Origin of the sequence: Streptomyces sp. E2N166 (assembly GCF_003671715.1) — a bacterium.
GTDB classification, from domain to species: Bacteria; Actinomycetota; Actinomycetes; order Streptomycetales; family Streptomycetaceae; genus Streptomyces; species Streptomyces thinghirensis.
Genome location: NZ_RAIF01000032.1, coordinates 1,976,372 through 1,993,874, shown reverse-complemented (window position 1 = coordinate 1,993,874; position 17,503 = coordinate 1,976,372). Strand labels below are relative to the sequence as shown.

The following is a 17,503-nucleotide window of genomic DNA, read 5'->3' as shown; positions in this document are numbered from 1 at the left end:
CACAGAAGAACCCGCTCGAAGAACACAACGTTCGACCGAGAAGGAGGACGACCGTGCAGAAGGACATCATCCACAACGACCCGCTCGCAGGCGACGAGGAGAACCGCAAGCCCGGCATCGGCATCACCATCACCATCCCGTTCCGCAACGCCGCCGAGAGCGACGACGAGGAGTGACCCACCGCCCGGCCGGCCCGGCCTCATGCGGGCCGGCCGGGCCCTTCCGCCGCGCTTCCCGCCCCGTCGGCCGCCCGCGCCCAAGGAGTCCACCGTGCGCGTACTTCTCGTCAACATGCCCTGGTCACCGATCGACCTGCCCTCACTGGCGCTCGGCATCCTGAAACGAAGCGTCGACGAACGCGTCGAGGGCGCCACGTGCGAGGTGCTGCACGCCAACCTGGAGTTCACCGACTGGATCACCGGCCGCACGGAGTTCACGGCCGAGGACTACGACTACTACGCCCTCTCCTCCTACTTCCTCGGCTGCGGTGACTGGGTCTTCTCCTCGGCCCTCTACGACGACCCGGAATGGCGGGAGCCGGAGTTCGTCAAGGTGATGACACCCAAGCTGCGCCGCTCCCGGATGCGAATGACCCGGGAACTGCACCGGCTCGTGACGGAGTTCGTCACCGAAACGGCCCGCCGCGTCGTCGACCTGCAGCCCGACGTGGTCGGGTTCACGTCCACCTTCCAGCAGAACACCGCCGCGCTGGCTGCCGCCCGGCACATCAAGCGCCTCGCGCCCGGCATCGTGACCGTGCTGGGCGGCGCCAACTGCGACGCTGAGCAGGGCGCCGCCGTCCACCGGAACTTCCCCTTCCTGGACTACGTGGTCCGCGGAGAGGGCGAGGACGCCTTCCCTCGGCTGCTGACCGCCCTGCGGGACGGAGCCCCGGCAGCCGCCGCCTCGATCCCGGGCCTGTGCCACCGTACGGCGGACTCCGCGCACACCGCCAACCCCATGCCGTCCGGACCGCTGCCGCCCGCGGCGATCCTTCCCCCCGACTACAGCGGCTACTTCGAGCGGCTCGCGGCGTCCGTGGCACGCAACTGGGTCGAGCCGAAACTGGTCGTCGAGGGCGCCCGCGGCTGCTGGTGGGGGGAGAAGCACCACTGCACCTTCTGCGGACTCAACGGTTCTTTCATGGAGTTCCGCAGCAAGAGCCCGGACACCTTCTACCGCGAGATCATGGACCTGGCCGAACGCCACCGGGTGCTCGACATGTACGTCGTCGACAACATCCTCGACATGCGCTACCTGTCCACCGTCCTGCCCCGCATCATCGACAGCGGCTACGACCTGCGGATGCACGTCGAGATCAAGGCCAACATGCGGCGCCCCCAGCTGCGGGTCCTGGCGGACGCCGGCCTGGTCTACGTCCAGCCCGGCATCGAGAGCCTCAACAGCCGCGTCCTCGACCTCATGGACAAGGGCGTCAGCGGCTGTCAGAACGTCCGTATGCTTCGCGACGCGGCGGAGACAGGGCTGTCGGTGTCGTGGAACTACCTGCACGGGTTCCCCGGCGAGACCGCGCAGGACTACGAACCCGTCATCCAACAGCTGCCCGCCCTGGAGCACCTCAACCCGCCGGTCGACCTGTCCGCGCGCATCGCCATCGAGCGTTTCAGCCCGTACTTCAAGCGCCCCGAACTGGGTTTCACCGGACTGCGGCCCGAGGAGCACTACCTGTTCACCTACGACCTGCCCGAGGCGGAACTGCACGACCTGGCGTACGTCTTCCAGGCACCGGAACGCGGTATCACCGAGCCCACGGTGAAGCTCCTCAACGACGCCATCGCCGCGTGGAAGAAGCACCACGCCGACGCCCGCCTGACCCACACCGACCTGGGCGACCGGATAGTGCTGGTCAGCCGGCGGCCGTCCTTCGACTGGCGGACCATGGAACTCACCGACCCGCTGGCGACCGCGCTCTTCCGTCTCCTGGACCAACCGCACACCGTCATGGCGCTGCACCGCAAGCTGACGTCGTCCGCGCCCTCCGGGAGCGCGCGCTGCACGCCCCAGGACGTCGAGGCCCTGCTGGGAGAGTGGATCGAGCACGGCATGGTGTTCACCGACGCCGGCCAGTACGTGCACATCGCCCCGGCCGCCGTGAACCAGGACCTGCTGCGTCTGGACTACATGCGGCACACCCACTCCCGCGGCGAGGCCACGGACCCAACCGGCGCCGACGCCGGGCCCGCGCACGCCTTGACATGAGCGCCATTCCCCCCACCTCCCGGCCTCCCGACGCCTCGCTCCGGAACGAAGGACCGCAGATGACAGCCACCGCACCGCACCTCGCGATACGTGCCTGGCGCGACCTCGACCGTCAAGCCCGTGACCTGCCGGGCATGTCACTGGGCCGCCTGCCGGTGACTCCCGTGCCCCAGGACGCCGACCGTCTCTGGGCCCTCGGCGTACGTCACGCCGAGCTGGACACGGCGGTCGACCTGTCCGGCGACGATCCCGTGACGCACAGGCGGGCCGTCGACCGCCTGTGCCTGATCCGCGACCTCACCGCTCGGGCCGTCTCGGTCGACTGGGATCTCCGTCTGTCGCCCCGGCAGTCGGAGCACCAGTGGAAGGTCCTGTCCCACCTGCAGCCGCCGCGCACGATCACCGGCCTGAAGGAGGCCGAGGACGCGTTGCACGCCTGGCGGACCCGGCACTACCTGTGCAAGCTCGTCTGGCGCCAGGGGCCCGGGTTCGTCCAGATCCGCGACCGACGCTGGGGAGACCTGCGCCGCTTCACCGCCGACGAACCGCACTACCGCGAGGCCATCGCCCTTCTCGCCCCGGGAGTGCCCCACGCCGAGGTACCCGCCGACGTGCTGGAGGAGTTCACGGCCGAGCACCTCATCCTGCGCGTCGGCGAGCTGGCCTGGTGGCTGCCCTACCGGGTCTCCCGCTGGCTCCAGGAGGCCATGGCCGTGTGAGGCCGCGGTCCACTCCGGCGGGAGGGGCGACGTTCGCTGGTGGGCGGCGACCTGGAAACGTTCGACAGTCCGGCGAAGAGTCCAGCTCCTCGACCACACGGCGGGCAGGGCGCGGGCGGCCGGTCTCGGTCAGAGGCGTATTGCGGGGGCCACGAGGGCCCTTCTCGCTGGTGCAGACGTCGCGATCCACACCGGACCCGGAAGGCCCTCACCTGTTCAAGATCCTCAGCCGAGACCTGTCACTCGCCACGTCAGTCATCGACTGCCGCTCTCGGCGCGGGTGTCGGACCGCTCACCGTCCCAGAACCGATGGCAGCGGTTGCTGGGTGGAACACGGGGCTCGTTGGAACAGCGAAAGGCCGGAATGCGAGACTCGACCGCGAAGGCGGGAAGGGGTGTGCGACCGGCCCGCCGACGCGAGCGCAGGGGTGAGCGAGCCTTCGAAGGGTCACTCGTCGGTCGGGGCCGCCGTACGCTGGGAGCTGCTCAGGTGCTCGTAGGTTCCGGTGAGTTCGAGCAGTCGCTTCAGTGCCGGACCTATGTTGTCCAAGTGGAAGCCGATGCCGGCCTGGCACGCGGAACGGTGGATCTGCAGGAGCGTGGACAAACCCGTGGAGTCCACCACTCCGAGCTCCCTGCAGTCCAGTCGCAGATCCTCGACGTCCGCGCGTTCGTGAAGGGCCAACCGCACCCGAAGGAGCAGTTCACCGCAGGTGTCGTAGTCCAGGTCGCCGTCGAGGGCCAGGCGCACAATGTGCGGGCCGGCGACGGAGGGCGAGGCGGCAGTGGGGTCTGCGTCCGGTGAGGTGGTCACGGTGTTCGTCCAGCGTTTCGGGGTCAGGGGGAGGTTGTGAGGGCGTTGCGCCCGGCGTCGATGAGGCGGCGGGCACGCGGAAAGTCGCGCAATTGCTCCGCCAGCAGTTCCAAGCCGGGAAGCAGGCACTGCGCGGGAACGCCTCGGGCGGTGAGTACCTCTGCTGTCCAGGTGAGGAAGTCGGTGAAGATCTCGGGTGCGTCGACGTACAGGGCCGCGGTCAGGAAGTGCACGATGTGGGCGAGGTCCTCGGCAGTGCGCTCGCGTTGTTCGTCGGTGTGGTCGCGCACCGTCGGGAGACGCTCTTCCAGGCGGTGGAAGGTGTCGCGTACGAGGCGGGTGGATGACTTGGCGACCATGGTGTATTCCTGGTCGTCCAGATGCGGCAGGTCGTCGATCGCCTGACGGGCGGGCGGCGGCTGGCGCAGAGGGCCGGTGGCGAGTCTGTCCGCGGCCGCGCGAGCGTCGGGCGCCCAGGCGTCGGCGCCCAGCAGGCGGGCGTAGCGGCCGTCGGCGCCAAAGGCGAGGCCACCGACCATGACAGGTGTACCGACGGCCTGGACGGCGGTGATCGCGCTGTGGGCGTGCGGCAGGCGCGTGGGCAGGGAGCTGGACAGGCAGACCGCGTCCGGTCCGGTGCGGTGCAGGTGGCCGATCAGGTGGGCGGTCGGCACTTGGGCGCCGAGGTATTCGACCCGCCAGCCCCGCAGCCGCAGTGTTTCGGCCACCAGTCGCGCCGGCAGTGCGTGCCATTCCTGGTCCACGCAGGCGACCGTGACACGTCCGCGCGGCGTGGTGGGGCGCCGTATGGGCAGGGAGGCGATGACGCGGTCGTTGATGGCGGTGGCCGCGTGCTCGTCGGCCACGCTCATCCGGTTCGCGGCCCACTCGATGCCGACTCTGCGCTGGACGGCCCCGATGACGTCCAGCAGCACGGTCTCCGGCCCGAGCCCCGCGTCGAGCGCGCCGTCGACGACGTCGACGGCCGAGAATTCGTCTCCGGCCCGGACGGCCGTCCACAGTTTGTCCGCCCACGGCAAGGCCCGCTCGTCGCCACGTGCCGGGTTGATACGGGCGCCGTCGTGCCGGACCGATTCCTCGTCGATGTGGATGGCGCGGGTGTTCATGCCGTATACCTGCCCCGTGTCGTTCCGTCCACGGCACTGAGGTGGCTGCCGCGTGGGGCGGTGATGGCCATGACGGCGATGTCGTCATGGCGACCGACGCCGAGCCACTGCGCGGTGATCATCTGGATCCGCTCCACGATCGCCGCGGCCGGCATGCCGACGCACTCCGCCGCCGCGCGCCGCAGACGCTGCTCGCCGAACATGGTGTCGCCCAAGGGGCCACCCTTGGCTTCGGTGACACCGTCGGTGAACAGCAGGCAGGTTTCCCCGGGTGCGAGCCGTACGTGTGCGGTTCGGGCGGTGACGGCGGGCAGGACGCCGATCAGGGTCCCGTTGGTGTCGGCCTCCTCCACGGTCCCGTCGCTTCGCATGATCAACGGTGCGGGGTGGCCGGCCGCGGTGACGCGCAGCGCCACATCGCGTTCCTCCCGGCGGACGGAGGCCAGCACGAGGGTCGCGAAGCGCGTGTGATGGCTGGTCCGCATCGCGTTGTTCAGCAGGCGCAGCATCTTGGTGTGGTCGTCGGCCATGGGGAGCAGAGCGTGCAGGGTGTTGCGGATCCTGCCCGTGAGTACTGCGGCTTCCAGCCCTTTGCCTGCCACGTCTCCGAGTACGGCGAGGGTCTCGGGGAAGTCCTCGCCGGGCGGGTGAACGTCGTAGAAGTCACCGCCGACGCGTTCTGTGTCCTTGCTCGGACGGTAACCGCCCGCGAACTCCACTCCCTCCACCTGTCGCAGGGTGGGCGGCAGCAGTTCACGCATGAGGGTGTCGGAGATCGTGTTCTGTTCCGCGTAGAGACGGGCGGCCGACATCGCCGCGCCGGCCCGGGCGGCGAAGAGCCTCGCCATCACCTCTTCCCGTTCCGTGAAGGCGACCTTTCGAACCCGGCGCAGCAGTATCAGCGCACCCGCCGGCACTCCGTGGCCAGGAAGGGGTGTGATGGCCAGTGATCCGACTTCTCCGAATCCGTCGGGTACGAGCCACCGTGGAGCGGCAGTCGGGTCTATCCACTGCGAGGGGACAGGCGGGAAGCCCCGCAGGGCCTCCGTGAGTCCCGGCACGGTGTCCGGGGGTCCCGCGACGGTGCCGTGAGAGATTCGACCGCGTTGGTCGCAGACGACCATCGGCAGCTTGCTGGTCGCGCTGGGGGCGATGACCAGCGCGGCGTCCGCAAGGTACTCGGTGGCCAGGCGCGCGGTGACCTCCATGCAGCGGTCCAGGTTCAGGGAGGCCGACAGCGCGGTGGATGCCTGGTTCAGGAACTGTGTGCGCTCGCGTTCCGCTTCGAGTTCGACGAGGAGCGACTGGAGTTCGGTCTCGTCCACGAGCCACCAGGCGACACCACCGGCCGGCAGGACGGACGGATGCGCGGAGAAGAACCGATCGCCCACCGCGCCGCTCACGGAGACGGGACGAGCGGTCCTCCCGGCGGCGGTGGCTAGCCAGGAAGGGGACCGCAGCCGCCCGCCGGGACGCGCGGTCGGCAAGAGCACCGAGGCGGCGTCGTTGAGTTCTACGACGTGCCCGTCCGCGCCTATGACCACCACCGGGTAGGGGGCGGTGGCGGCGCTCACCGCGCTGGCGGCACCGGTGCCGTGGCGGGCCGGGGAAGAAGTCATGCAACGGGGCCCCTACGCGTGGACCCTCACCTCACTCAGCGAAGAAAAAGATGTCGAAAGACAACAGTCCCCCAGCATGGTGGTTTCGTGCAACCACCGAGCTCCCCCGTGACCGTCGATACATCCGGGCGAAGGACGACTGCCCTTCTTTTCCCGGGAGTTGCGGGGTCTCGCACAGCTGCGAGAGCGCCAACATTCACATTCTGCGCACATCCTCCTGTCGACCGGGCCGTGCGGACGCCGCGCCGAGCGCGCCGGGCCGGCCAGGTGGGATCGGCTGCCGCGCCCGCGCTCAACGCCCCAGCCAGTCCAGGCAGACCACCAGAGCGTCGTCGTCCGAGGCCGACCGGCCGCGGTGGTCGGCCAGTTCCCGCAGGACGGCACGAGGCACCTCGGCCGCGGGCAGGAGGCGTGTGGCCTGGATGGCCCGGGCCAGTGCCGCGTCTCCGTACGCCTCCCCCCGCGGAGAGGCGGTCCCGTAGACACCGTCGCTGACGAAGATCAGCCGATCACCGGGCTCGGCGTGCAGCTCCTGGGACACGTAGTCGGTCTCGTCGAACATGCCCAGGGGCAACTGCGCCTCGAGCTCGACGCGATCGACCACGCCGTCCCGCAGCCGCAGCATCCGCGGCGAGCCGGCGTCCACCACGGATACCCGCCCGGTGGCCAGTTCGAAGTCGAGCATCAGCACCGACAGGTAGCACTGGCCCCGGTAGTGGGCGTAGAGCGCCTGGTCGGCGAGGACCGCCTGGTCGGCCAGGGGGAGACCGGCCCGCCGGGCGTTGCGCAGGGCGCTGATGGCCAGGTTCGTCAGCACGGATGCCTCTATCCCCTCCCCCATTCCGTTGGTGACGTAGAGCATCAGGTGGTCCGCGGTGGCGGACCAGTCGAAGTTGTCCCCGAAGATGGCGTACGCGGGCTCCAGTTGGGCGCCCAGCTCGTACTCCGGCCGGGCGCAGGAGCGGCCGGGCAGCAGCTGCCACTGCATCTCCGCGGCCAGCGTCAATCGGTCCCTGCGCCGCGCCTGCGTGTACACATCCGTGTCGCGCTCCGCGACGACGACCTCGTGCGCGAGCACTTGGGCGACGTCCTCAAGCTCGGCCAGAACTCCTGCGGCCAAATCACCGTCGGGCAACGTCACCGAGAGAACGCCGAGTCGGTCACCACGCACCGATACGGGCAGATGCAGGCGCGCCAGGCCGTCCCCGACGCTTTCGACGAAAGGCTCCTGGGCACCGAAGGCCCGACCGGCGGCACTGCTGTGCACCGAGATCGGTTCCATGGTGTGCGGCAGCACGGACACCGGCTGCAGTACGGTCAACCCGTAGTCGGCCATGAACAGCTCCACCGACTGCGCCGCGTAGTGTTCGATCAGCACGCTTCGAACGGCGTCGAGCAACTGATGCGGCGCCGCCGTACGCAGAGCGCGCTCAGCGGCCACGAATCTGTTCACGAGGATAGAAACACCAATCTCTTGCCGGGCCCGTACGGGCCTCGCTCGGTACCTGGCTCCATCGACCGGCCGTCCCGGTCGCCCGAGTCGTCTGCGTCCAGCTTCGCGTGCCTAGTACGCTGGGATACGTACCAGCGCCTGCGAGAGTGTGACCGTGACTGCTTCCCGCCCCCGCCCCCAGCCCGACGAGGTCGCCCGCGTGACCTCCACGGCCGCGGAGCTGCTGGAAGTGCTCTGGGGCAGGGCCTCGACGGCGCCCGCTTCGGCGTCCCAGTTGCGCGTGCTGTTCATCCTCGAACACCACGAGGGCATCAACCTGCGCACGCTCGCCGATTCCCTCGCCTCCACGCCGCCCTCGACCAGCCGACTGTGCGACCGGCTGCAGGCCGCCGGCTTCGTCGAACGCGCCGTCAGCGCGACCAGCCGGCGCGAAGTACGCCTGTACCTCAGTAAGCGGGGGCGCGCCTTCCTCGACGACCTGCGCGAGCGAAGGGAGCGGGAACTGCGGGCGGTTCTGGACCAGATGCCCGCAGCGAAACGGGCCGCGCTGCTGGCAGGCCTGGAGGCCTTCTGCGACACCGCGGCGAGCCGAATACACCATGACGCGGGCTGGGACGCTCACTCCGCCTGACGCGACGGGTGGGGCCGCGGCTCCTGCCACCGGCCACGGTGCCGCCGGTCGACGCCCCACTGACCAGTGGCCTTCCGCCGGAACATGACCGTTCCTCCCCGCGCACATTTCTGCCACCCGCCCCTTGCTGCATCCCTGCCCCGGCCGTCCGGTGACAGCGGCGCGCCTCGGTTGGCGCCTGCCTGACTGCGTGTGCATCCGAATACCCCGAATCACCACGTCAAACGGCCCTGGCCCGTATCTCCCCCAGAGCGCTCAAACCCGCAGGTATCGGGTGCGCCAGGCACGCCAGGGCCCGGACAGGAGCAGAGGGATCACCGACTTCGGCTCGTAGCGTGAGGCCTGTCGTCCGTGCGGGAAACTTTGTCAGTGGCGCGCCACCCCGAGGGAGCGCCGCAGCAGCGAGATCCGGCCCGCGGGTGACCGCCGAAGTAGCTTCCGCTCGATCTCCCGTCCCCGAATCGGCTGTTTGTTCCGTGGTGTCGGGTCGCGCCAGGTGCTGGTGTCCTCGCCGGTGAGGCGGCCGGCCATGAGGTCGCGCTGATCTCCATGCCGATGCCGAGGGGGGACCGGGTGCCGCGACGAACCGCCACTCCGCTGGTCACGACCGGCCGGTGTCTCAAGGTCGCTGCCCTCTGAAGTTGCACGAAAATCTCGCCACCCGGGTCTTCCAGGCTCGCATTCCGGTCGGACACACGGACAGGCCTGGTCGAACTCGCGGTGGGCATCGACAGGTCCGTCGTCGCGGGCAGCGTCGTCGCCGGGCGGACGAACCGTCGCTCTTCGACAGTGTTGTGGGGTGTAGGTCTGTCCCTGGACGGCCAGGTCAGCGGCGTAGCCGGCCATCACGGCCGGGGAGGCGTCGTCGGACTTGCCCGCCCACTCCGCCGGCGTGGTCTCATCGCCCCACCCTTCACCAGGCTCGGAGCATCGGACACATCGTCGGCGCAGCCGTGCAACGCCCAGACATCGAGGAATGGCGGGGCGGTGTGCTCGGTTGCACGGATCATGGTCAGCATCAGCCACGAAACACCGCAGGAAACTCGCACGCGGCTGCGCGGAGTCCTCGCAGAGGCCGCCTTCAAGGTCTTGTCAGGGCATTGGGCATACCACGAGTACCCGGCGGGGCCCGCACCGCAACTGTCCGCCGACGCCCTGGCTCTGGTACGCGACGAGGAGAGCTGGTCAGTTCTCGAGCCGGCGCAGGGCGGCGAGACGGAGGTGTTTGGCGTCTTCGCCTTTCACTTCCCGGCAGCATCCGACAACAGCGGCTTCGTCGGCTGGCTGGCCAGCGAGCTCAAGGATCGCCTCGGCACAGGCGTGGCCGTGCTCTGTGGATACAACTCCGCGCAGGGCGGCATCTACGACTACTGGCTCGTCCCTGGTCAACTTCTGGGCGAGGCAGAAGCGCATGTACGGAGTCTGGCGGAGGAGGACGGTGAGGACAGCCAGTAGACAGGGCGTGTGCGCTGGGCGGTACGGTCGAAGATGACGGGGCGTCGGGGAGCCCGCTGACGGGCCCGCCGTGTTCGAGGAGTTGGTGCAGTGTCACGAACCCGAGGCTCACGAACCAAAACAGCGGTCAGGGCCGCTCCACCGGCGTACGCGAGTGGGGGCACTGACCGCTCGCCGCGGCGCTCCCGGCCTGCGGCGGACCGCTGGCGGGAGTCAGGTGCTCAGTGATCGGAGTAACTGAAGTCACCCACGGTCCAGGCGCTGACGTCCTCGACCGCCACGCGGTACGTTCCGCTCGATTCCGGGATCCCCATCGCGCCCTGCTGAATGCGCGCGACATGGAAGTGCAGGTGCGTGGGCGGTCCGTCTCTCTCTACAGGGGTGTCGAAGACGGCAGAGGACGCCCAGGTCGGCAGAGCCCTGCCAGAACCTTCCGACACCTCTGCCTCCACACAGCTTCGGGAGCCAGGCGAACCCGTGAGGACAGCGCCACCGGTGACCACGGTCAGGGACATCCGACTGCTTTACCCGGACTCCACGAGGGCGACGACGCCAACGATCAGCCCGTCAGACTTCGGCGCACTGCGCGACAGCGGCGGGTCAACGGTCGATCATCGCGTCCGAATCCAACGGAGTGGTCACCACGCCCCGCAGCGCGTCCCGCGGGCTGTCGACAGAAGCGTCGTCGATGCCGCCCATCGGCCGTGCCCGGGCTCCGCGACCGGGCGTACCCTGTAAGCAGGCGAAATGCACGACGGTGTGGGTCTCGTCATGAGCAGCCTCATCGAGGACTACGCCCTTATCAGTGACTTGGAAACCGCCGCGTTGGTCGGCAAGGACGGCTCGGTCGACTGGTTGTGTTTGCCTCGGTTCGACTCACCCGCATGCATGGCCGCCCTGCTCGGAACGAGGAACCACGGTTCTGGCGTGTCGCCCCTCGCGGCGCCCGCGGCCCCTGCGCGCGGCGTGCCTATAGACCCGAGACACTGGTTCTCGACAGCGAGTGGCGGACCGGCTCCGGCTCTGTGCGCATCACTGACTTCATGCCTGTCCACGCCAGCAGCCCCTGCCTCGTGCGGGTCGTCGAGGGGCTCTCCGGGGCGGTGACCGCGCGCCGTGAGTTCAGCCGGGAGCTGGTCATGGCCTCGGCCCTCAAGGTGGTCGACAGAGACGGACTGCCGGGCCTCAGCATGCGCGGGCTGGGCATCGACGCGATGGCTCTGTACCGCTACGCGTCCGGCAAGGACGAACTGCTCGACGGACTCGTGGGAGCGTTCTTCCTGGAGGTGGAGGCTGATCTCGGTCCTGATACGGACGGTGACTGGCGTGCCGGGCTGCACCGCGTCGCGCTCGCGACGTACCGGGTGGCGATGCGCCACCCGAACGTGGTGCCGCTGCTCGCCACCCGTCTGCTGTCATCGCCCCTCGCCCGCCGACCCGAGCCGGTACTGCGCGGCGACGAGCGCGTCCTCGCCCTCCTCGCGGGTCTGGGCGACCGTCGCGCCCTGGCCCTGCACCGCGCGTTCACCGCCTGGCTCCTCGGCTACCTGTTCGTCGAACTGCGAGCCATGGACGATGTTCCGGAAGAGCGGGACCCCGCCTTCCGCCTCGGGCTGCACCGCATCTCGGCCCAGGACCACAGCGCCTGGGTGAAGCGCTCGGCCAAGCCGAGCCGGTCGATAGGTGTCTTCGGCAGGCGGGGGCGGCGACCTGGGCACCGAGAACAGGAGCGCCGTTCGAGGTCAGGGCCCCGGTAGCGCCCTCGCGGGCAGAGCCGCTGGACGCGCAGGGCATGACACTCACCACAGCGGCAAGGTCCCCCGCCGAGTCGCGTCGGGGGCTCGCCCCGGTCCCCGCAGTTCCGCCGCGGCGTGGCTCGGGCTCCGGACGACACGGGTCACAGGCGGATGACGACCAGTGCCGTGTCGTCGCTGTTGCCAGTAGTGGGAAGGAGGTCGGTCAGGAGCGCGTCGGCCAGGGCCTCGGGGCCGGCTGTCCCGTGGCGGACGAGGGAGCCGGCCAGGCGGGCCAAGCCGGCGTCGATGTCCTCGTGTCGGCGTTCGACCAGACCGTCCGTGTAGAGGACCAGGGTGGCGCCCTCGGTGAAGGTCGTACTGGCCTCCGGCCGTGGGACGTGTTCGGGGCGCACTCCGAGAGGCGGGTCGGTCGCTTGGTCCAGGAAGGTCACGGTGCCGTCGGAGTGGAGCAGGACAGGCGGTGGATGGCCGGCGCTGCTGTAGATGAGGGTGTGGGCACCCCAGTCGATGAAGATCTTCACCACCGTGGTCGACTCGGCACCTTCGACATGGCGGGCGTACAGACCGAGTGCCTCCAGTGCCTGGGCCGGGCCGGCGGCGACCCGGGCTGCCGCGCTCAGCGCGCTGCGCAGCTGCCCCATGACGCAGGCTGCTTCCAGACCGTGGCCGACGACATCGCCGACCGCGACCGCGATCCGGTCACCCGTCAGGTCGACCAAGTCGTACCAGTCACCGCACACGTTCAGGCTGCCTACGGCAGGCCGGTAGCGGACGGCGGCCTGATGGTGCCCGACCGGCGTGGGGGCCGGCAGCATCGCCGCCTGCAGGGCCAGGGCGATCTCGCGATCGCGGGCCTGAGCCCGGCGCAGGCGTTCATTGAGGTCCTGCAGTTCACGGGCGCGGGTGTAGAGCTCGGACTCCAGCACGCGCGCCCGGCTGCTGTCGCTGCCCGTGCCGCCGCGGGCGCGGATGAGTTCGGTGATTTCCTCCACCCGGTGCACGATCAGCACAACGCGCCCGTCCGGGTCCAGCACGGGGGCGTTGACCGGGCTCCAGAAGTGCTCCACCCAGCGGCCGGGCCGGTCACGGTCCTCGATGTCGTAGCGCAGCAGCGCCATGGTGTCGCGTTCACCGGTGGACACGACGCGCAGCATCGACGCCCGGGTCTCCCGCATGCCGGCCGAAGCCGGGTCGTTGGGGTTCTCCGGGAAGACGTCGAAGATGTAGCGGCCCAGTAGCTGCTCGCGGGTGCGTCCGGCCAGTCGGAGGAAGTCCTGGTTGGCGTCGGCGTACTCCAGGTCGGGAGTGAGCAGAGCCACCATGCCGGGCAGGGCGTGGAAGACCGCCTCGTAGTCGATCTGCGATTCCTTCATGCGCTGCCCGCCTCGGTGCTGATCGTCACTGTGCTGCTCCACGATAGGAGTGATCCGCCACGGAACCGGTCCGCCGCCCCCTGTGGACGCCTGGGCGGTCCCGTAATGAGGATGCGGGGCCCGTGTCCGAGGAGCTTGCCGGCAGACGTCGGTGCGGCGAGCTTCCCGGAGGCGGCCGGGTCGGAGTCACCTGTACCGGCTGAGGGGCCGGAGGTCGACGAACGCAGGATCGTTGCAGAGGGCACCGTCCAGCTCGGAGCCCCGAGCCCGTCCGGTGGAAGGACCGCTCGCGCGCTACGCGATCCGGATGGAGGGACACCTGTCGGCGACGCCGGCCAACGCGTTCCCGGAGTTGAAGCACGTCGTCATGTCCGGCCGGCCAGTCCTGTTCGGCACGGTGATCGACGGGGCGTTGTACCTGCCCGCTCTCCGCTCCCGGGCCGACCTCACAACCGCGCGATACCCAGTGGTGCGCAGGCCACGGCCGCTGCGGGGAAGACTTCTGAAGCGGGTAGTCAACTCCGCCTCTTCCTCCCTTGCCACTGGCGAATCATGCCCCCGGCCGGTCAGCGATGGACCGGTCCCGGTCGGCGGTCACGCGTTGATCGATGAGTGCGGCCGGGAGCCGTGCCGTGTCCCGTGCGAGTCATCGGCTCGTGTGTCCTCTCCCCAGCGACGTCGGCGCCGTCTGCCGTGGCGGCCCTCACCGCGGCGGCGGCGGCCGGTGGCAGTGGCAGTGACGAACAGGAGGGCCGTGCGGGTGATGGGCGGGCACGATCTGGCCCTATTCCGCCAAGGAGGAGCCACAAACAGGCGCTTAGTGACAATCCGCCCGCGGCAGCCCCGGTCGATGCTGACATATTCCATGGCACATGGACGAGAACAGGGCGGGTCCGCGTATGTTCCCAGTAACTGAGGAACCATTTCGCGCGCTGCTGGAGGCGGCTCCCGACGCGATGATCATCGTGGATGACTGCGGCATGATTCGTCTGGTCAACGCCCAGACCGAGGCGTTGTTCGGGTACCCACGAGACGAGCTGCTCGGCCGTCCCGTCGAGATCCTGGTGCCGCATCGCTTCCAGGGCCAGCACCCGGGTCACCGCCTGGGCTACTCCGGCAACCAGCAGGTCCGGCCGATGGGCGCCAATCTCGAACTGTACGGACTGCGCCGGGACGGAGCTGAGTTCCCGGTCGAGATCAGCCTCAGCCCGCTGGAGACTCCGGACGGTCTCCTGATCTCTGCCGCGGTACGCGACGTCAGCGAGCGAAAGGCCGCCGACGCGCGCTTCCGAGCACTGCTGGAGGCTGCTCCGGACGCCATCGTCATCGTGGACGACGCGGGCATCATCCAGCTGGTCAACGCGCAGACCGAAGTCCTGTTCGGGTATCGGCGCGAAGAACTTTTGGAACGCCGGGTGGAAGTGCTGGTCCCACAGAGGTTCCATCACCACCATCCCGCCCATCGTCACGGCTACGTCAGCAACCGCCGCGTGCGCCCCATGGGCGCCGGCCTGGACCTGTACGGACTGCGCAAGGACGGTGCCGAATTCCCGGTCGAGATCAGCCTCAGCCCGCTGGAGACCCCGGACGGCACCCTGGTCTCCGCGGCCATTCGGGACGTGAGCGAGCGGAAGGCGGCCGAGGCCCAGCTCGCCGAACTCTACGAACAGCAACGCCACGTCGCCCTGACCCTGCAACGTAGCCTGATGGGCTCACCCGCCCTCCTACCCGGCATGGACACTTCCAGCCGCTACTTCCCCGCCCGGCAGGGCCCAGGCGTGGGCGGGGACTGGTTCGACCTGATCGCGCTGGGCAGTGGCCGTGTGGGCGTGCTCATCGGTGACGTCATGGGCCGAGGTCTGGAAGCTGCTGCCGTCATGGGTCAGCTGCGCTCGGCTTCCCACGCCCTGGCCAAGACCGGCATGCCACCCTGGCAGCTGATGCGAGCCCTGGACGCGGTCGTCAGCGAGCTGCCCGACCAGCTCGTCACCTGCTGCTACCTGATCCTGGACCCCGACGACAGCACAGTGACGGTGTGCTCCGCCGGACACCTGCCGGTACTGATGGTGGATCCCATCGGACAGGTCACCAGACTCCCGGTCCCAGTCAGCGTGCCCCTGGGTGTTGGCGAGGTGCCCCACCAGGAGACCCGCCTGACCGTGCCACCGGCGTCGGTACTGGCCCTGTACACCGACGGACTGGTGGAGACCCCGACCAGCGACATCGAAGAAAAGATAGACGCCCTTGCCTTGGCCCTGGAGAAGGCCACCACCGACCTCCCTTGCCTGGACCGGTCCGCGGACTTCGTACTCGCCACTCTGCTGCCCGGCCTCCAGGACTACGCCGACGATGTGACACTGTTGCTCGCCCGCGTCCCTTCCGCTCCAGTGACCGCTGCCACCGCACTCCTGCCGGCTCAACCCGAGAGTGTGGGCGACGGGCGCCGCTTCCTACGCCGCACCCTGCAGGACTGGGGCTGCGAAAGCCTCTCCGACACCGCCTGCCTACTGGCCTCCGAACTCCTGTCCAACTCGGTGCGCCACGCCTGCGACCCCCTGCGGCTACGGTTGCGCCGGACCAGAGACGAACTCCACATAGAAGTCAGCGACGGCAGCCCCGTTCTGCCACACCCTCGGACCGCCTCCCCCGATGAGGAATCGGGCCGCGGCCTCAACCTACTCGACCAACTGGCCTCCTCCTGGGGTGCTCTGCCCACCCAAGGCGGAAAGGCCGTGTGGTTCTCACTCCCCCTGCCCCACCCCACCGAGCATCCGGAGGAGCTCGACCAGGGTGCCGCAACGACCGCTGGGCCCCGAGGACTCCCGTAGGTGCCCTTCGGGCGCATGGTTGATGCGCACAGGCGCCCTTGCCAGGATCCGACCTCACCACGGGGACGCCCCAACGCTACGTCGGTCACGCTGATCGTCCTCGTGGACGGCGGAAAGGCTCGTACAGGTCGTGGGTGGCGGGCCACCCGGCCGGAACCGGGCGGCCCGCCGGGTGGGGGTCAGTCGTCGAGGGCGTCCATGACCTTGCCGAGGTCGACGAACTTGAAGTTGGTCGCGTCCCGGTCGCCGTCGGCGGGGGCATCGTGTCCGTCCTGGACGACGAGGAGGCCGTTCGGGTACTTGGAACCGAGCGGGGTGTTCAGGACCGCGGCGCCGTCGCATTCCTCGGAGCCGTCGAGGGTGTCGCTCGCGGCCGTGACCCGCAAGCCGCCCTCGTACTCGTTGGCGTCCTCCAGCTCGCGGTCGTAGAAGGCGAAGGTGTTGTCCCCCTGGCTCGAGGCGAGGAGGTAGCCGTCGCCGTCGGACTCGGTGAGGAGCGTCAGGCCTTCGACGTCCGCGGAGATCTTCGTGCCGCCGTAGCCGGGGTCGGCTCCCGGCGTGCACTCCTCGGTCTCCTCGTCGTAGGTGCCGGGGACGCCGTACTCGCGGACCTTGTCGATCAGTTTCGGCGTGCCGGTGAGGTCGGCGCGCAGGCGCCAGATGCCGATGTCCTCCTGGCCGGCGTAGAGCATGCCGTTGGCCGGGTCGACGACCATGCCCTCGACCTGCGGCAGCTCACCGGGCTCGCCGCACGGGGACCACGAGGTGCCGTCGGGCAGCCGGAAGGCGGAGGGCAGATCCAGGGTGCGGACCTTGCGGTACGTGACCTTGCCGTCTGCGGTCGGCAGCAGTTCCAGGAGAGCGATGCTGGTGCGCTCGCGGCGGCTGACCAGGGCGTAGGACTTCCCCGTCGCCGGCTCCGTCCAGGTCGCCAGACCGTAGGCGGTCCGCTGGTCGTTGATCTCGGCCTGGTCCTGGGAGAAGACGGGCGGCGAGACGGGGTCGGTGACGTCGGTCAGCGGGCCGCCGACGCGGTCTCGGTCGATGCGGTAGAAACGCAGTCTGTCGTGGCCACGGTCGCTGGTGACGGCCAGGTCGGCCTTGCCCGAGGAGAGCCTCAGTCGGTGGAGGAGGTCCACGTTGTTGAACCGGCCCGGGGCGTCGTCCTCGCCCACGGCGGGAGGCGCGGGTATCGACTGCACCAGTCGCGCGTTCAGGTCGTAGACGCGCAGACCGCCCTCCTTGGCGGTGGCGACGACGAGGCTACGGCCGGGGGCCGCGGCGTTGCGCCAGATGGCAGGGTCGTCCGCGTCGGCGTTGCCGCCTTGGTCGTCGTCGTGCAGTACCGGCGTCTCCGCGCGGGGGGTGATGGACGGTAGTGAATCGCCGGAGACGCGGTGGCGGTCCTCGGCCTGGGCCGGCACGGCCAGGGCCGCCGCCGTGAGGGCCGTGATCACGGCCAGCACGGCCGACCGGGCGCTCGTGGAGCGAGTCACGCGGATCTCCT

The 17,503-nt window shown here is 69.5% G+C and carries 13 protein-coding genes and 2 pseudogenes; 8 read left to right on the top strand and 7 right to left on the bottom strand.

Annotated features, from left to right (window positions below):
* Nucleotides 1-53: 53 nt before the first annotated feature.
* The 3 genes from EBH09_RS39885 (at nucleotide 54) to EBH09_RS36160 (ending at nucleotide 2,939) form a co-directional block, all read left to right on the top strand.
* Nucleotides 54-176, top strand: coding sequence for a hypothetical protein (locus EBH09_RS39885; RefSeq protein WP_266720057.1), 123 nt, complete (start codon nucleotides 54-56; stop codon nucleotides 174-176).
* 94 nt (nucleotides 177-270) lie between these two features.
* Nucleotides 271-2,220: a RiPP maturation radical SAM C-methyltransferase gene (locus EBH09_RS36165; protein WP_121751191.1), complete on the top strand. Its 1,950-nt coding sequence runs from the start codon at nucleotides 271-273 to the stop codon at nucleotides 2,218-2,220.
* 59 nt (nucleotides 2,221-2,279) lie between these two features.
* Nucleotides 2,280-2,939 (top strand): DUF5825 family protein, encoded by a 660-nt coding sequence (locus EBH09_RS36160; protein WP_121750969.1) that lies wholly within the window; start codon nucleotides 2,280-2,282, stop codon nucleotides 2,937-2,939.
* A gap of 448 nt (nucleotides 2,940-3,387) precedes the next feature.
* On the opposite strand, the gene EBH09_RS36155 is transcribed toward EBH09_RS36160, so the two are convergent.
* The 4 genes from EBH09_RS36155 to EBH09_RS36140 form a co-directional block, all read right to left on the bottom strand.
* Nucleotides 3,388-3,753, bottom strand: a complete 366-nt coding sequence (locus tag EBH09_RS36155) for an STAS domain-containing protein (RefSeq protein WP_121750968.1) — start codon at nucleotides 3,751-3,753, stop codon at nucleotides 3,388-3,390.
* A gap of 23 nt (nucleotides 3,754-3,776) precedes the next feature.
* Nucleotides 3,777-4,880, bottom strand: coding sequence for a cobalamin-dependent protein (locus tag EBH09_RS36150; RefSeq protein WP_121750967.1), 1,104 nt, complete (start codon nucleotides 4,878-4,880; stop codon nucleotides 3,777-3,779).
* Nucleotides 4,877-6,499 carry a PP2C family protein-serine/threonine phosphatase gene (locus EBH09_RS36145; protein WP_121750966.1) on the bottom strand — a complete coding sequence of 541 codons (1,623 nt, stop codon included), beginning with the start codon at nucleotides 6,497-6,499 and terminating at the stop codon, nucleotides 4,877-4,879. The genes EBH09_RS36150 and EBH09_RS36145 overlap by 4 nt, the downstream gene beginning before the upstream one ends.
* A 292-nt stretch (nucleotides 6,500-6,791) precedes the next feature.
* Entirely contained in the window at nucleotides 6,792-7,952 is a 1,161-nt protein-coding gene (locus EBH09_RS36140) for a PP2C family protein-serine/threonine phosphatase (protein ID WP_193776710.1), read from the bottom strand.
* Between the two features lie 148 nt (nucleotides 7,953-8,100).
* Here EBH09_RS36140 and EBH09_RS36135 point away from each other — a divergent pair, with 148 nt between their 5' ends.
* Complete coding sequence (locus EBH09_RS36135) at nucleotides 8,101-8,583, top strand: MarR family transcriptional regulator (protein WP_121750964.1); 483 nt, start codon at nucleotides 8,101-8,103, stop codon at nucleotides 8,581-8,583.
* Nucleotides 8,584-9,591: 1,008 nt separating this feature from the next.
* Nucleotides 9,592-10,038 (top strand): DUF6196 family protein, encoded by a 447-nt coding sequence (locus EBH09_RS36125; protein WP_121750963.1) that lies wholly within the window; start codon nucleotides 9,592-9,594, stop codon nucleotides 10,036-10,038.
* Nucleotides 10,039-10,259: 221 nt separating this feature from the next.
* On the opposite strand, the pseudogene EBH09_RS39655 reads toward EBH09_RS36125, so the two are convergent.
* A pseudogene (locus tag EBH09_RS39655) lies at nucleotides 10,260-10,631 on the bottom strand (hypothetical protein).
* 178 nt (nucleotides 10,632-10,809) lie between these two features.
* On the opposite strand from EBH09_RS39655, the pseudogene EBH09_RS39650 reads away from it, so the two are divergent.
* Nucleotides 10,810-11,147, top strand: a pseudogene (locus EBH09_RS39650) (trehalase-like domain-containing protein); the annotation flags it as partial.
* Between the two features lie 30 nt (nucleotides 11,148-11,177).
* Nucleotides 11,178-11,795, top strand: a complete 618-nt coding sequence (locus tag EBH09_RS36115; protein ID WP_238697597.1) for a TetR/AcrR family transcriptional regulator C-terminal domain-containing protein — start codon at nucleotides 11,178-11,180, stop codon at nucleotides 11,793-11,795.
* A gap of 140 nt (nucleotides 11,796-11,935) precedes the next feature.
* Here the strand turns inward: EBH09_RS36115 and EBH09_RS36110 are convergent, their stop codons facing one another.
* Nucleotides 11,936-13,168 (bottom strand): SpoIIE family protein phosphatase, encoded by a 1,233-nt coding sequence (locus EBH09_RS36110; protein ID WP_121750962.1) that lies wholly within the window; start codon nucleotides 13,166-13,168, stop codon nucleotides 11,936-11,938.
* Nucleotides 13,169-14,067: 899 nt separating this feature from the next.
* Here EBH09_RS36110 and EBH09_RS36100 point away from each other — a divergent pair.
* A complete protein-coding gene (locus EBH09_RS36100) occupies nucleotides 14,068-15,996 on the top strand; it encodes a PAS domain S-box protein (RefSeq protein ID WP_121750961.1) in 1,929 nt (642 codons plus the stop codon).
* A 179-nt stretch (nucleotides 15,997-16,175) separates the two neighbouring features.
* Here EBH09_RS36100 and EBH09_RS36095 read toward each other — a convergent pair whose 3' ends face one another.
* Nucleotides 16,176-17,492, bottom strand: a complete 1,317-nt coding sequence (locus EBH09_RS36095) for a phytase (RefSeq protein ID WP_193776708.1) — start codon at nucleotides 17,490-17,492, stop codon at nucleotides 16,176-16,178.
* Nucleotides 17,493-17,503 lie beyond the last annotated feature (11 nt).

What these genes read in the sequence shown, in the direction of transcription:
- EBH09_RS36115 (WP_238697597.1), top strand. Translation starts at nt 11,178, where the DNA reads ATGGCCTCGGCCCTCAAGGTGGTCGACAGAGACGGACTGCCGGGCCTC.
- EBH09_RS36125 (WP_121750963.1), top strand. Translation starts at nt 9,592, where the DNA reads ATGGTCAGCATCAGCCACGAAACACCGCAGGAAACTCGCACGCGGCTG.
- EBH09_RS36110 (WP_121750962.1), bottom strand. Translation starts at nt 13,168, where the DNA reads ATGAAGGAATCGCAGATCGACTACGAGGCGGTCTTCCACGCCCTGCCC.
- EBH09_RS36150 (WP_121750967.1), bottom strand. Translation starts at nt 4,880, where the DNA reads ATGAACACCCGCGCCATCCACATCGACGAGGAATCGGTCCGGCACGAC.
- EBH09_RS36160 (WP_121750969.1), top strand. Translation starts at nt 2,280, where the DNA reads ATGACAGCCACCGCACCGCACCTCGCGATACGTGCCTGGCGCGACCTC.
- EBH09_RS36145 (WP_121750966.1), bottom strand. Translation starts at nt 6,499, where the DNA reads ATGACTTCTTCCCCGGCCCGCCACGGCACCGGTGCCGCCAGCGCGGTG.
- EBH09_RS36100 (WP_121750961.1), top strand. Translation starts at nt 14,068, where the DNA reads ATGTTCCCAGTAACTGAGGAACCATTTCGCGCGCTGCTGGAGGCGGCT.